The 14962-nt window shown below is 49.9% G+C and carries 16 protein-coding genes; 5 read left to right on the forward strand and 11 right to left on the reverse strand.

Annotation, left to right across the window (positions count from 1 at the left end):
* Positions 1-181: 181 nt before the first annotated feature.
* The gene (locus Q8K39_RS15950) at positions 182-2179 is read right to left on the reverse strand and encodes a sulfatase-like hydrolase/transferase (RefSeq protein ID WP_305261692.1); all 1998 of its coding nucleotides are present in this window, start codon (positions 2177-2179) and stop codon (positions 182-184) included.
* A 362-nt stretch (positions 2180-2541) separates the two neighbouring features.
* Here Q8K39_RS15950 and Q8K39_RS15955 point away from each other — a divergent pair, with 362 nt between their 5' ends.
* Both Q8K39_RS15955 and Q8K39_RS15960 read left to right on the forward strand, forming a co-directional pair.
* On the forward strand, positions 2542-3435 hold the full coding sequence (locus Q8K39_RS15955; protein WP_305261694.1) for a LysR family transcriptional regulator: 894 nt from the start codon (positions 2542-2544) through the stop codon (positions 3433-3435).
* A gap of 95 nt (positions 3436-3530) precedes the next feature.
* Positions 3531-3935, forward strand: coding sequence for a RidA family protein (locus tag Q8K39_RS15960; protein ID WP_186953410.1), 405 nt, complete (start codon positions 3531-3533; stop codon positions 3933-3935).
* A 206-nt stretch (positions 3936-4141) separates the two neighbouring features.
* Here Q8K39_RS15960 and nhaR read toward each other — a convergent pair whose 3' ends face one another.
* The 5 genes from nhaR to dfrB all read right to left on the reverse strand — a co-directional run bounded on the left by nhaR (position 4142) and on the right by dfrB (position 7454).
* Complete coding sequence (gene nhaR / locus Q8K39_RS15965; protein ID WP_305261697.1) at positions 4142-5047, reverse strand: transcriptional activator NhaR; 906 nt, start codon at positions 5045-5047, stop codon at positions 4142-4144.
* Positions 5048-5083: 36 nt separating this feature from the next.
* The gene (locus Q8K39_RS15970) at positions 5084-5674 is read right to left on the reverse strand and encodes a DUF2062 domain-containing protein (RefSeq protein WP_186953412.1); all 591 of its coding nucleotides are present in this window, start codon (positions 5672-5674) and stop codon (positions 5084-5086) included.
* A 17-nt stretch (positions 5675-5691) separates the two neighbouring features.
* The gene (locus tag Q8K39_RS15975) at positions 5692-6219 is read right to left on the reverse strand and encodes a TerB family tellurite resistance protein (protein ID WP_305261699.1); all 528 of its coding nucleotides are present in this window, start codon (positions 6217-6219) and stop codon (positions 5692-5694) included.
* A gap of 41 nt (positions 6220-6260) precedes the next feature.
* Complete coding sequence (locus Q8K39_RS15980) at positions 6261-6635, reverse strand: HPF/RaiA family ribosome-associated protein (protein WP_305261701.1); 375 nt, start codon at positions 6633-6635, stop codon at positions 6261-6263.
* Positions 6636-7217: 582 nt separating this feature from the next.
* The gene (dfrB, locus tag Q8K39_RS15985) at positions 7218-7454 is read right to left on the reverse strand and encodes a trimethoprim-resistant dihydrofolate reductase DfrB (protein ID WP_305261703.1); all 237 of its coding nucleotides are present in this window, start codon (positions 7452-7454) and stop codon (positions 7218-7220) included.
* Between the two features lie 1027 nt (positions 7455-8481).
* On the opposite strand from dfrB, the gene Q8K39_RS15990 reads away from it, so the two are divergent.
* Complete coding sequence (locus Q8K39_RS15990) at positions 8482-8808, forward strand: hypothetical protein (RefSeq protein ID WP_305261704.1); 327 nt, start codon at positions 8482-8484, stop codon at positions 8806-8808.
* A 29-nt stretch (positions 8809-8837) separates the two neighbouring features.
* Here Q8K39_RS15990 and Q8K39_RS15995 read toward each other — a convergent pair whose 3' ends face one another.
* From Q8K39_RS15995 to Q8K39_RS16015, 5 genes are all read right to left on the reverse strand, one after another.
* Positions 8838-9107, reverse strand: coding sequence for a hypothetical protein (locus Q8K39_RS15995; RefSeq protein WP_305261706.1), 270 nt, complete (start codon positions 9105-9107; stop codon positions 8838-8840).
* A 36-nt stretch (positions 9108-9143) separates the two neighbouring features.
* Positions 9144-9707 carry a hypothetical protein gene (locus tag Q8K39_RS16000; protein ID WP_305261708.1) on the reverse strand — a complete coding sequence of 188 codons (564 nt, stop codon included), beginning with the start codon at positions 9705-9707 and terminating at the stop codon, positions 9144-9146.
* A 100-nt stretch (positions 9708-9807) separates the two neighbouring features.
* Complete coding sequence (locus Q8K39_RS16005) at positions 9808-10029, reverse strand: hypothetical protein (RefSeq protein ID WP_305261709.1); 222 nt, start codon at positions 10027-10029, stop codon at positions 9808-9810.
* Positions 10026-11093, reverse strand: a complete 1068-nt coding sequence (locus Q8K39_RS16010) for a phage portal protein (RefSeq protein ID WP_305261711.1) — start codon at positions 11091-11093, stop codon at positions 10026-10028. The genes Q8K39_RS16005 and Q8K39_RS16010 overlap by 4 nt, the downstream gene beginning before the upstream one ends.
* Positions 11090-12919 carry a terminase ATPase subunit family protein gene (locus Q8K39_RS16015; RefSeq protein ID WP_305261713.1) on the reverse strand — a complete coding sequence of 610 codons (1830 nt, stop codon included), beginning with the start codon at positions 12917-12919 and terminating at the stop codon, positions 11090-11092. Before Q8K39_RS16015 ends, Q8K39_RS16010 begins: the two co-directional genes overlap by 4 nt.
* Before the next feature lie 161 nt (positions 12920-13080).
* Here Q8K39_RS16015 and Q8K39_RS16020 point away from each other — a divergent pair, with 161 nt between their 5' ends.
* Positions 13081-13914, forward strand: a complete 834-nt coding sequence (locus Q8K39_RS16020) for a GPO family capsid scaffolding protein (protein ID WP_305261715.1) — start codon at positions 13081-13083, stop codon at positions 13912-13914.
* A gap of 62 nt (positions 13915-13976) precedes the next feature.
* The coding region (locus Q8K39_RS16025; protein WP_305261717.1) for a phage major capsid protein, P2 family at positions 13977-14962 on the forward strand (986 nt) is incomplete at its 3' end.

Raw genomic sequence — 14962 nt, forward strand, 5'->3', positions numbered from 1 at the left:
ATCTGGCTACGATGCGTATTTTAATCGTTGAGAAGTAATCAGGGGGGATGTTCATTGCGGGCAGCCTTGGAAATATGCCTGGTCAAAAAACGAGGCCATCCACAGCAGGGTGCGCCGCGCGCGCCATTTCTGCTGATGAAAAATAGGCAGGGCTCGTAGAATGCGCCACCCGCAAATGTATCTAGGTCGGCATCTGCCCATCCACCACGATACCCATCTGCTGCATATTCTGTGGTGTATAACCTGCTTTGATCAAAGCCTGGTTCAGGGCCTTGCGCAGATATTGCAGGTCAAACTCGGTGCGGGCCAGGTTCAGGCCCATTTCTACAATTTGTCCTGAACGCAGCAGCGGTTCACCAGTCGTTTTATCCCAGTGCAGCAGGTTGTGATTTTCATTTGGATCAGCATCCAGGTTATACAATTCCCATTGCGTGTTGGCAGGGTTTTGCGGTTCCCAGTAGCGCACCAGCTTCCAGGGTTTTTCAAAGTAGGATTGTATGTGGTTGGGCTGCACCACCGGGCCAGATGCGGTCAGTGGTTGTTTTTCTGTTGGCTTGCCAGTGGGGCTGGTCAGACGCTCTGTGATGTTGACATACCACTGGTATTTGTCAGGCAGGTAGTTGGTATCGAGTGGCGCGGTGATATTGTCGTCAGAGACAAACAGCACGCCCTTGCGTTCACTTGCCTGTGCATCGCCACGTATGACCGGTGCCAGGTCTTCGCCAGCAAGGGGTTTGGCATCGTGGCCCTGGATGAATTTTGTCAGCGCCTGTCTGTCGTCCTTGTCATAGCCAGCCAGGCCCAGCAGGGTGGGCACCCAGTCTACGTGTGTGGTATGGCATTGCACAGTGCGCATGGTTTTGTCGCCATTCACCAGCGGTGAAGAAATGATGGCAGGGATATGGATGGCTTCCTGATAAGCGCCACACCATTTTTCTATCTGGCCACCATGGGCACCTGCCAGCTCGCCATGGTCAGAGGTGAACACGACGATAGTGTTTTGATCGAGGCCGCTTTCATACACGCGCTCAAGTATGGTACTGACTTCGACATTCACCAGATATTGCAGGTACAGGTAAAACGCCAGGTAGTTGCGATACCAGTCCTCGGCATTGCTCTGCATCTTGAACGGGTAGGGCGAGGGCACCACGGCATGCTGGCCGCGCAGTGTCGTCAGCGCCAGTTGGAACTTGTACGAATAATCGTACTGGCAATCCGGCTTGCTTGATAAATCGCCGCGCCAGTTGGCTGGCAGCTTGACTTCACCCAGCTTGAAACCACCGGGGTTCAGCGGCACGCGATAAGTAGCATTGAATTGATTGGGGGCCTTGCCATATACCGGCGGCTGGCTCATCGTACCTTTTACTGGTGCACCAAAGGGGGCAATGATATCGCCCAGCGTTGGCGGATTGGCTGGTGTTTCTACTGCTGGTTGCCAGGGGAAAGGGTAGGCGCCAATATCATGAGGATTGACAAACGATGCCACCGCCAGCCATGGCCGCAATTTGAAGCTGGCATTGGTTGGATTATTGCTGTTGATGATATTCGCCTGCACCCCCAGGCCCTTGCGTCGCAGGAAAGTGGTGACAAGGTCAGTATAGCTTTTGTCGCGATACACACCCAGGTTAGGCGTGCCAAAACGCTGGTCAGAGGGAATGGAATATTCCCAGTCACTAAAGCCCCAGTTTTCCAGACTGCCCGTGGGGGAGTCCGACAAATCCCAGCGCCCGAAATAATGCGTTTCATAACCCGCCGCGCGAAACCAGTCACCCATGGTCGGCACGCCATCTTGCGGCAGCCACGGGAAGGCAGGATCAGTATCCACCTTGAACATGCCCTCGGTCTGCGTTACCCCGCTATGAGCGCTGTATTGCCCGGTCATGATAGTGGCACGGCCAGGCACGCAGGCAATGCTGGAGCAGGTATGATTTTGCAGCGACACACCATGCTCACGCAGTTTGACAAAGCCGGGGAATAATTCGGCATACGGGTTATCCAGCAAGCTGCCTTCTTCAAACCGCAAGATCTGGTACAGCGGCTCCAGAGGATCATCAGGATACCTGGGCGGATAACGCATCTGGTCGACCATAATGAACAGGATATTGGGTCTGGCAGGTGCTGTGCTGGTGTCGCCTGTGGGGTTGCCAGCGTTGCTGGAGTTGGGGCTTGTTGTACTCATGATCATCCTTTGGCAGTAAGGGGTAGAGCATCGAGAGAAATCCGGCAAAGGCGTTAAGTTTTGCCTCGCATAGGGTAGCTATCTATTAATTTTAATGCAACTTATCGAAAATACAAAGACGTATATGTACAGGCCACAATTTTTTTCAATTGGAGAGAGGCAATAGAATGTGGTCGTCTTAAAAAGCTGATGCATACACATACAGCATGGCCTGCCGGCAACTGGACGTTGTGGCTATATTCCAGTAGGCTGTGCTTTTTTGTAGATGCTTGTTGATCCGGGCGATTCTGGGAATTGTTAGACAATCCGGTCTTGAGCCGCCAGGCGTCATATCACAACACCGCAATATCATAAGAAACCGCATGATAGAAAAGCTGGAAATCAATCATCTGAGAACCCTGGATGCTTTATACAAGTTTGAAAACTTGTCAGCGGCAGCGGAATATCTTGCGGTGTCACAGCAAGCCATCAGCCTGCAACTGAAAAAAATCAGGGAGATACTCAGCGACCAGTTGTTTGTCCGCACCGGGCATGGTGTCGTGGCTACCCCTTACGCAAAATTGATACAGCCGCATATCCGCCAGGTGTTAATGCACCTCAATGACATACCGCTGCCGCATACCATCACACCAGAAAATACAGCGAGAACTCTGGTCATGTCCGCCACCGACTATACGCAAAAAATCATCGTCGGCGAGTTGATGAAAGACCTGAGAATCTCTGCACCCGGGGTCAAAGTCATCGTCATCAATATCGAGAGTGCGAGCCTGATACAGAAAATGCGTCAGGGTGACATTGATCTTACCCTGACTTCCAGCGGCTATGTGCCAGAGGGCCTGGTTTCTGAAGCCCTGTTCACTGAAAAATATCTCTGCGTGACCGCCAACAAGAATATTGTTTTTGATGACCATCTGCCGCTTGAGCGCCTGGTCGAACATGATTTCGTCGTGGTCTCACCCGGCATTGCCAGCTTTAAAGGATCAGCAGACAGCTGGTTTGAGCAGCAAAACCTGCCGCGTAAAGTACATGTTTCTGTACCCTCATTTTTCATTGCGCAAGAATATCTGAAGCAAACTGATATGGTCGGTTTTCTGCCATCACGCCTGATGCCATGTGCAGGCCTGTTTGAAATACCGCTTAAAAAATATCCACCTGGCTATGAAGTCGTCGCCGCCTATCACCCCAGTGCAAAAGACGATGCCTTCATGCTCTGGCTCCTCGACAGGATACGTCAAAAATTTCCTGCAATAGCGTAGTCGCGCTTGTATCCGCTACAAGCCCACCTTGATGGCCAAGCACGGCTGCGGTCACTACACTTTCTCTGTGTTCCTTATTACATAGAGAGGTTTTCATGAGCATCAACAAAATCAATCCCGCCACGCTGTATGACGGCGCACCATTCGGCATGTCGCAGGCAGCGGCAGATGCAGATAGTGGCCTGATATTTATATCCGGCCAGGTAGACTGGGACAGCAACTATCAGGTAAAAAACCAGAGCATGCCAGCACAGGCAGAGGGCGCAATAAAAAACCTGCTGACCGTACTGGAAGCAGCAAATTCTTCAGTTCAAAACCTGTTGCACCTGCGCGTCTATATCAGAGGTGAACTGGCAGAGCACATGGAAACTATCGTACCAATACTACTCAGCTACCTAGGCACATCCCGTCCGGCTCTGACCGGAATAGGCGTCGCCTCACTGGCGACACCTGATACACTGATAGAAATCGAAGCAGTCGCAAAACGACGCACGTCTTAGCGAGCAGCAACAATTCGAAGTAGAGCACTTGTCAGGTGCTTTTAGATCGGACTGCATTGCAAGTGATGGCACCATCAACACTGCACTTTGTGTCTTGCTCGATTCATAGACATCCTGTCTTTCGCTACTACTTCGACTTTGACAGTACATTCGTCATTTGATTCAACGCATGCGTCGTCTGCAGCGATATGGGAGGCTTGTGGTCATCATCCACGTCCAAAAATGTCATTCTTCGCAGTGTTACTAATGGCGAGGATTGCAGGATCAGACAGGCGCCGTTCAGTGGTAATCACGTAAATTTGCTCGACAACTGTTGGAATGTCGCCGATGGCAACTACATGATGCTGCTGGCAGATTTCTTTTTTCATAGCGCTGGGAGCAACAAAGAAGCCAGCGCCCGCACTGCCAAAAGCTTTCATCAATGCACTATCATCAAATTCCCCAACGATGCTAGGTCTTAGCTGATGCTCTTCGAACCAAAGTAGCAATCTCGCTTGTATGGCAACATCCTCACCAGGAATCAAAAACGGTGCTTGATTCAGTAATTGTGGAAATTTTCCCTTAAACTGCTGAGCCAGTGCAGAAGTCGCAAAGACGGTCAGTCCACATTCTCCCAGCAAGTGATTGTAGGCGCGAACATTCAAGCCCGGAGACATGGGACGATCGGCAATAATCACATCGAGCTTGTGGAGGGCCAATTCGCCCAGGAGCAAGTCGAGGCGACCTTCACGACAATTGATACGGATTGCTTCGTCGAGTGCTAATGCCGGTTGTATGAGTCGATAGGCAATAACTTTGGTAACGGCGTCGGCTACGCCTATGCGCAAGATGCGTCTGCGGTTCGACATTTGCTCGCGAAGTTCATCGAGCAAGAGATCACTGGTGTTAAAGATGGTATCGGCGTAAGTCAGGATGCGACGTCCAGCGTCTGTCAGTTCAATGTTTCTGCCAGCTTTGCGAAACAGCTCAACACCCAGGGTTTCTTCGAACTCATTGATCTGACCACTGACTGCATGTGGGGTTAAATGCAATTGCTCAGCTGCCTTGGCGATACTGCCCGTCTTCGCGACCATCCAGTAGTAACGCAGATGCTTGAAATTCAGTGCTGCCACTTGCTCGCCTTTCTTGCTGTTGACTACTGTTGCTTTTTATAAAACTGAAGGGGGGAACTTTTGTTCCGAGATTTTAAGTCGTTGTTGTCGCTGATGCAATCTACGTCTCATCATCAGGTATTGGTAGCTACGCCAGATCACCTGCATCGCACAGTATGACAGTGCCGCCAGAGCGGATGCCAATACCAGCATACCCAGTAGCCATGGTGTGCCTAGATCACTGACCCATACTACCCAATTTTCAATCGCCTGGGTTGGTGCTGTCCAGTCTGCTACCGGCAAGGCAGGGAGCTCGCGCCAATCTGTACTTCCTAACATGCTCTGACCTATCGCATAGGCAAGCATATAGATCGGTACTATGGTCAGGGGATTGGTCAGGAAAGTACCAATCAGCGCCATCGGCAAATTCACTCTCAGCAAAAGCGTCAAGGCGACGGCTGAAATCATTTGCAATGGTCCTGGTACCATCCCACAAAACACACCCACAGCCAGGCCCGCAGCTATTTTTTCACACTCTACTTGCCAGATGTCAGGAATATCAAGCCGACCTGCGAATCGTCGGCTGACCGAATATTTTTGGATGCTATCCTGATTTGGCAAGACACGTCGCAGAAATTTCTTTGGCATAAATATCGAAACACTTTTTAGAAATGTGTTTGCAGAATCGATGGCATAGTCGACCTTACATTCGATGGCAATGTTTTTCTGTCGCGCGAGCCGTAAGAGTTATCGCCCGAATCTGGCAAATCTGACGCAAAGGAATAAACCAGGCCGCCAATTTCAGCCAGATCCAGTTCCCACACTTGCATTGCCCTCGATACCAATACCGCTTCACCTACACTTAATTGTTGATCCGCGTAGACCACTGCAAGCATGATTTTCAACAAGATCTTGCGCAGTCGCGTATCCTGGATTTCGAGCAAAATACTGTCAATGCTCGCTTCATCAAGTTCAATTTGTCCATGCGCAATCCCCGGAACGCATTGCAACATATCCTCGCAAAGCAGGTGAACAATATCATCAAAGTCTGCCTCTGACATACCCAGACGTTCGAGTACGCCAAAGCGCATCATCACATTTAATTCCGATTTATCCAGACATCCGTCAACGAGCATTGATAGTGCTAGTATTCTTGCCATGGCTTCCGGACTATTGGTTGCATACTGTCTCATAAGATGACTCCTTCGTATTCAATGATTGCTTAAAATATTGTTCAATGTGTGCTGCTGGTTTCAGTCTCTTGCGCGTCAGCCGCAGGGAGATTTTTGAAAGTATCGTGTGGATGTTCACGTGCACGTTCTATCTGCTTGGCCAGCACGCGTTCTGCTCGTCCAATTGCCTTGTCGATGGAGACATACAGATCCGATTCCAGTTCATCAATCACAATGTCCGGTCTGCCGCTCAGTGGGATCTGAATCAAGCAGCGCTTGTCTTTACCGCCGCGTGGTCCATTAACGTCTGATAAGCGGACGTTGATGCGTCTCACCTCATCGCGCGCCCAGTCAGTGGCAAAGCCCAGGCGTCGCCTGGTGTGCTCACGTAAGCTGTCGGTGAGTTCAAAACCCCGTGCCTGAATGTCGATGTGCATATCAATTCTCCCTTGTCAGTTATTGATAGACTTAGTATAGGGACGACCAATTGCTCTTTCAAATCGAATATATCAGACCAATAGATCGTAGAAGTCGATCTATTGTCTGAAGAAATTTTTCTGACGGAAAGACTGATAGCTGAGAATCTGCTTTGTATAGGATGACGCGTAAGAAGTGGCGACGATCACAGTCGACATTTGTGCAGATTGCAAATACCCATGAAACCCGCGTAGAATAAACAGATCGCGGGTGTAGTTTAATGGTAGAACGGCAGCTTCCCAAGCTTTAAGAAGAATCCAGCAAATTCAATGCTCTCAGCGGGATTTCATTCCCGCAAAAGAAGAAATTTTCTAAAAATTCCCCGTCTGAGAAACGTTGTTAGTTACAGAATTGCGGGAAAAATTTCCCGCCAAAAAACAATATGTTTGTGTGATTTTATTTTTCAATTTTGAGCCGTAATTATAGCCATTGAAATTCACGAAAACACTCCCGGCCGACCAGGTTCTCTCGCGCTAAAAAACCTAACGCTTGAGATGAGAAGTGCCCCAGGCTTGCCGAGTGACTTCCTCTCGATTGAAGGGTTAGGCCACGCGCTCAAGCGCTGCGACTGGGTAAATCTGCACCGAGCCTGGATGTGCTTCGGACTCGACGGCGTAGCCCTCTGGCGTCAGTTTCGTGCTGTACCAGCCGACGATAATGCCTTGCCACGCTGCGCCCGACTTTTTGCGAACGTGTTCTCCCAATCCAAACGTCGCTGGCCATGGCGTTTGAATCTGATGATCGTGTGAAGTTTCGACTGCAACGCTACTCTGTTTCATATTCAACCTTTTGTGAAAAGACTCAGCTGGCGCATCAAGATGCTTCCAAGCGTGGCCTAACTAGATGTCCGAACTGGCACGTCGCCTATCTGGACTGGGATCGCAAAACGCTTTGAAAGCAACCTCTCAAAACCCGATTACAGCATTGCTTTCAAGAAAATGTCCTACTTTTTCAGAGCATAAAATAAATCAAGAAAAGCGTCACTGTTATATATTTTCATTCTACCAATAAGATTACAATTTTGAATAATATCTTGAATGACAGCTTTACAGAGCACCGGTTTACTTGAGTGCTGCAGTAGTAGATAAATTCGTCAGCATAGAATATGAGGATAAAACCGGGCTTAAAATGCGGTTTGTCTAAAATTAAGTACCCCTCGGGAAAATGGTAACCGAGGTGATGGAATTTTTAGAAAGCATGGAAACCGTTGATACATAAGGCTTTCAAGCGAATAGCAAAAGGTAAGAATAAAGTATTTGAAAAGGAATCTGATTACCTGTATGTATAGTATTTTTCACTTTTCAAAATATCCTTTACTATCAAAGACTTAGATTTTCATTACCTTTTGAATTACCTTAAATCACTTTAGAAAGTAACTGAGTATATCTATATAAATCAGATACTTAGCCCTGCTGTTCCGTCCCGCCTTCCTTTGGTTACCTTTTTCCCTAGCTGCCCCCAAAAATCCCATGTGAATATGTGCCGATAGATGCGACACCTGGCCCCTGCAATTCATGAAATTTTGCGTCAAATTGCGTCATCTTTTTGGGGCATCCATGCGGCCGCAAACGTAAGCCGGGCTTGCTCCTAACTGGTGACGCACATTTGAGTCAAAAGCGACCTATTTAGCGGGCAGGCGTGGTGGGGGGATGTCTGCGCGCCAGGGGATGAAACGGGTTTTGATTGCTAAAAATTGCTTGGATGCAAGCGTGCGGATGCGTTGCCATCAATGCATTGACATATCGACAGGCTTGCATGTGCATGCGGATGGCGCATAATACTGATTATTTATACAGTGCATGCATCATGAAAGTACATCTACTAGAAATGCGACGGGCTGGTATAGCCCTGCACCGCAAGCAGGTATTCGACAGGTTCAATCATGGCAACCTGGGTGAGCTGACGATTTCGGAGTCCACAGACCAGGGTCTGCACCGTCTTGTACATCTGGCCCGATTCACCCGAGGCACCTATGAAGAGACATTATTTGAACCACGCCTGCTATGGATGAATGAAGGCCGGTTCATGCTTACCGGATTTCAAAGGCGTAAGACAGAGGGCGGTATCGTAGAATATGCACAGTCATGGTTATGTTTGACAGAACAAGTACCGGACATGCCAGAGGGGAGATAAAAAAACCCGCTTGATAAGCGGGTTCAGTTTTATTTTTTTTGAGTTTTACTTCTTCTATGATTCAATATACCAAATCTAGCCGGTTTATTAACTTCAAGTAGTGGGCCAGCCCAAACACCGAAAAAATCATTCTTAACCAACGTAGCAGCTCTTTCCGCCCGTTGATTAAAGTCTGCACTGGTGTTGTCCAATATTCTACGCACTCTATCGACGTTTTCGGCTGAAGACATGCTTTTTAACGTAAATTTTCCTGATTTCGCTAATCTAGATTTTCGTTGAGCAGTATTTATAGTTGTCATGATCTTCCCCTTTCTTTCATAACTATAGCATGTAAATTAAGCTGCATAATTGTCGTTCAAGACCCACTTCAAATACTCTCGGCCTTTTTCTCCCTTTGCTTTGTGCAACTCAGTAAATCCTAGTTCTTTATAATACTCGATTAAATTTTTATTCGGGCGGTCTAAAATAATTTCGCGACAGCGGGCAAGATAGCCCACAGCTTCCAGATATCGAGCAAAAATTTTCCCTGCTTTTGGCAAATTACTATCTTTCCAAGGGTCTGCTTCAATGAAATGCAATGTGGCATTTATCCTGCCTTTGCTAACACGGCCAATGGCCAGTGCATATAATTTTTGCTCATCCCAAATCGCAAGTTGCACGAGGCGGGGTCTTCCACGAGCCTTTTTCCATTCAAGATGCCAGTCCCAACCAGGCATTTTGTGGGCATTTGTAGCCGAATACGCAAGTCGCCACGCCATTGCGCATCTTATTGCGTCTGGGCCAATATCTTTAAGAGTCAGTGTTGCCAAATCAATTCGCTCTACTAATAAACTCCGGGCATTTTGATTAAGCTCTCGATAAATCTGTCGAATTTCTTCTCGTTTTGGTGTTGAGTGCATAGATTGTTATGAGTTCTTCAAAAATCGCATAAGAAAGTCTACTCCAATTGTGAAATTTCATATTAAAAACTATAACGTTTCGCGTTGCTGCTATTACACATTAACTACATGAATGCCGTCCGTGCCTCGCCACTGCTGCTTTAAGCTTTTCATAGTCATCTCGGCAATCAGAATCACAAAATAGTGTGCGTGGTGTAATAATTTCCTCGCAGAATCGACATTGACCGGTGGCTTTCATTCCTTGCTGACGACGTACATGCGCAATCGCCGAAGCAATAAACGTCTCGACATTTTTATCTGACATATCCGCAACATCACTCATTTCGTATTACCTCCCTCATTACCTAATGAATAAGGCGTGAAGCGAATCACCTCCTCGCCTATCCACTCGTTGCACTCTCTGAAACGCGCCTGCAGCGGTTCCAGCTCATTCATGGCAAACACCTTTGCCGCCGGTTCAACGGCCCCGAAACCGCCCGTATTGTTCGGCACCAGGCCAAGCAGTTGGGGCGGTACCCGGTGCGCGGCCAGCATGTCGTCGCGGGTCACGTTCTTGATGCTGAAGAATTCATCCTTGGCCGCCACCTCAGACACCGGCAATATCTGGATGCCGTCTTTCTTGCCGTTAGGCGCATACATGAACACATTGCGGAAATTGCCCGGCCCCTTACTGTCTCGCAACGCCTGGCGCATGTTGTCGACGTCACTTTGATTCTGGGCAGGGTCAGTCATGTACAAGATGAAACCGGCGTGTGAGCCGTTCTTGTAATACTTGCGCCTGAAAAGCGTCGCCGCCTCATTGAGCCAGGCAGAATGCAAGGCACTCAAATACTCAGGCAGGCCGTACACCTCCTGATTAATATCTGGCTCCATCAAATGGAAAATCGCCCCAGACTCAAACACATGGTCTTCCTGCCAGCCACGCACAAAGGCGTATTGGTTCAAGTCATCACTGCACCGGCGCATATATTTGGCAAGCGCCGGCTCAAGCTGTAAAGACTTGCCAGTGCGGCTTTTGCGGTTTTCCAGATAGGCATTACCAAACACCAGAAAATCCAGCGCAAAGCGGCTAAACGCCTCGCGTGAGAGCAAGGCATGCGGCACAAAGGTGGCCGCCAACAGGTTGCGCTTTACATAGATAGCAGTTGAATGGTGCACACTGGCCCTGAAAGACTTAGCCAGGCCGTCCCAACTGATAGGCGGCTCGTAATAGCGCCCATTCGTCCAGCACTCGATATAGTCCAGAATTTCAGCCCGGTCTAATACCGGCGTGGGGTCGCCAAAGCTGAACACCTCCGCACCGGGCGACACTGGCAAAGCCGGTACCGCTTCTGCCTGACTACTTGGCCCTGCATTGAAACTGCCGCGCCTCTTCTTTCTCGTCATGAATACACCTCCATAAATGATTGATTGCTGCTGATGCCGCCGTCCAATGGCTCATGGTCCAGAGCATGCATACACGCCCAGGCAAGGTCTGCATGTCCGGTTTCCTCGCTACGGTCTGCCACATAAGTCACATGCTGGCCGCTGGCCGTCAGCGTCTTTTTAATCGTCATGAATGCCTGCGCCAGATCCGTGGCCCCGGCGTCAAATTCCAGACGGCCCTTGCTGATCACATCGCGGGCCTTGATGACCATGCGGCTCTTCACAGCCGGGTCATAATTGATCTTGGTCACATTGGGATAGAAGTTCTTCACCAGCTGGTGCACACCCTCACCCATGCCAGTGGCATCAATGCCAATAAAGGCAACGTGATAGCGAATCGTGGATTGCCGTATCTGTTCAGCCTGGGCCGCAAAGTCCATACCCCTGAACTGCATGCGCTCCAACACCCGGAACTTGCCGCCAGGCGTGCGCGGCGGCGCAAGAATCACCAGCCCCGCACTGTCACCCGTAAAAGCCGGGTCATACCCTATCCAGACCGGGTTATCCCCATAAGGCCGCGTGGTAAAGGGCTTAAAGTCTGTCCAATCTACCCAGGCATCCACCATGCACTTTTGCAGCTCCTGCAGGGGGAAGACAGACGCCGTGTCGTCAATGAACTGACACATCAACAGGTTTTCAAACTGGTCCGGGCTGTATTCATACAGGCGCAGCTCATCAATATCAAACAAATCACAGCCACCCGCCTGGGCGTCCATGATGGTCACAATCTGCCGCCACATCTTGTCTTCGCCCGTAAAGCCAGACGCAAGCCGCTTGTGGCTGATATCAATGTTCACCTGGTCTTTTTTAGGCCGCCGCTTATTGAACAGCTCCCCCGTCCAGAACGGGTACGCCTCATGCGTAATGCTCGAAGGCGTAGAAAAGTAAGTCTTCCGCCATTGCTTGTGCAGCGCCATCCCTGACGCCACCTTGTTCAATTCCTGAAACTTATGCGTCCAGAAAAATTCATCAAAATAAAAATTGCCGTGATAGCCCTGTGCCGTCCTGGCATTAGTACCCAAGAAGTAAAGATGTGCGCCATTCGGCAAGACAATCGGATCACCGGCCAGCTCGATGCCCGCCGCCTCTTTGGCAAACTGGATAATGTATTGCTTGAATACGTGCGCCTGGGCTTTGGAAGCCGATAGAAAAATCTGATTGCGCCCGGTTTCCATGGCATCGGCCAAGGCCTCCCGCGCAAAGTACCAGGTAGCACCAATCTGCCGCGACTTCAAAATCACCCGCGTGCGCTCATGCCCATTGCGCAGCCACACCTTCTGATAATCAAACAGCGAATCGCGAAAGGCCTCCAACAATTGGTCGCGTTGGTCATCGCTAAAATCGTTGCGCGTGGGTTTCTTCTTTGGCCCGGCATTGCGGTTAGCCAGCTTAGGATTCAAATCCACCTCATTGCCGCCCGGTGCCTCATAGCGCCGCACTCGCGCCGTCTGCACCGCCTGGCGCATCAGCAAATCAATCTCTTTAAAGTCGCCGCCGGTCTTGACTTCCTTAGCAATCAGTTGAACTAGGCGTGTTTCAAGGCTGGCTTCGATTTTTTCAATGAATGGGGTTTCGTCCCATTTTTCACGGTCGCACCAGCTCTGCACAGTGCTGCGTTTGATATCCAGATGCTTGGCAATGGATGAAATACGCCAGCCCTGCCAGTACAAGGCCTGGGCATGCTTTTTAAGGTCATAGGTAGGCGCGACCACAGCGCCGTCAGTAGGCGCTTCTGTGTCGTTTTCGCGGAGGGTTTCAGACGTATTTTCGTCGGCAATATCAATCATGCCGTCAGATTACGGGCATCGCGGGCGCGAAGGCACAGGCAACAAGTTGTTATAAATCTTATCAACCCGCTGACCATTGAAGCGAATTCCAGCAAAGCAGACTATGCCAACTGCACAGCCAGAAATCAATTCTTGAAACCGACAACCTACACCATCAAACCATGAGCACAAAAAAATTTAAATCAAAATTCTTCCGCGTGGCAGTCGAAGGCGCAACCACTGACGGCCGCAAGATTGAACGCAGTTGGATTCAACAAATGGCTAAAAACTTCGACCCTCAAAAATATGGCGCACGCATCTGGATGGAACATATACGCGGCACGCTGGCCGATAGCCCATTCCGTGCTTATGGCGACGTGACCGCCGTCAAGGCCGAAGAAGTCACCATCGACGGCAATAAAAAACTGGCGCTGTTTGCCCAGATTGAACCGACTGACGACTTGATCGCAATGACCAAGGCCAAGCAAAAGATTTACACCAGCATAGAAATCAATGACAAGTTTGCCGACACTGGCGAAGCCTATCTTGTCGGCCTGGGCGTAACCGACAGCCCGGCCAGCCTGGGTACCGAAGTTTTGAGCTTTGCCGCCAATAACCCCACCGCCAACCCATTTGCAGGCCGCAAAACCAACCCTGAACACCTGTTTTCTGCTGCTATTGAAGCCGATCTTGAATTTGAAGAAATCAACACCGATACCACCAGCCTGGCCGCCAAAGTCAAAGGCTTGCTCAACAGTTTCAGCAGCAAAAAAACGGGCGACGATGCCCGCTTTTCAGATATTGGCGAAGCAGTAGAAAGCATTCTCGAACACACCGGCCAGCAAGAAACGCGCTTCAACGAATCAACCAAACGCATTTCCGAGCTGGAAAAGAATCTCAAAACCGTCACAGACAATTTCAACAGACTGAAAACCCAGCTCGACAAAGAACCCGGCAACCAGACCACCAGGCCCACTGCCACAGGCGGCAACGGCACAGAACAAACCGACTGTTAAACCTATAAGCGACAGCAACACACCACGACACCAACACACACAAAACAACGGAGTAAGCACGCATGAGAAACAATACCCGCCTGGCCTTCAATTCCTTACTGGCCCGCCTGAGCGAAATCAACGGCGTCGATGACGCTACCAAGACCTTTAGCATCGCACCCACAGTGCAACAAAAGCTGGAAACGAAGATACAAGAATCCAGCGAGTTCTTAAGCAAAATAAATATCATCGGCGTGACCGAGATGGAAGGCGAAAAGCTGCACCTCGGTATCACCAGCCCGGTCGCCAGCCGCACCGATACCACGCAGACAGAAAGACAGACACGCGATTTGACCAGCCTGTCCAATGACCGCTACCGCTGTGCCAAGACCGATTTTGATACGCATATCCCTTATGCAAAGCTCGATGCCTGGGCCAAGTTTGCCGACTTCCAGACCCGTATCCGTGACGTCATCGTCAAACGCCAGGCGCTGGACCGCATGGTTATCGGCTTTAACGGCACAGCCGTGGCACCAAACACCAATATCGCCACTTACCCACTGCTGCAAGACGTAAATAAAGGCTGGCTGCAGCAAATGCGTGAAAATGCCCCTGAACGCGTGCTGGCATCTGGTGCCACTGCCAACAAAATCAAAATCGGTGTTGGCGGCGACTTCGCCAATCTTGACGCCGCTGTGTATGACGCCATCAACCTGCTGGACCCATGGTTCCGCGAAGATGCCGGTCTTGTCTGCATCGTCGGCCGCCAGCTCATGCATGACAAGTATTTCCCCCTGGTGAACAAGAATCAGGCCGCAACCGAAACCCTGGCCTCTGACATCATCATCAGCCAAAAGCGTATCGGTGGCCTGCAAGCGGCAACGGTGCCTTACTTCCCGGCAAACAGCATCCTGATTACGCGCTATGACAATTTGTCTATCTACTTCCAAGAAGGTGCGCGCCGTCGCCAGGTCATGGAAAACCCAAAGCGTGACCGCATAGAAAACTATGAATCCTCCAATGATGCCTATGTCGTCGAAGATTACGGCATTGCTGCAGCCATTGAACA

This window comes from Undibacterium sp. (assembly GCF_030683615.1).
In the GTDB taxonomy this organism is placed as follows: Bacteria; Pseudomonadota; Gammaproteobacteria; order Burkholderiales; family Burkholderiaceae_D; genus Undibacterium; species Undibacterium umbellatum.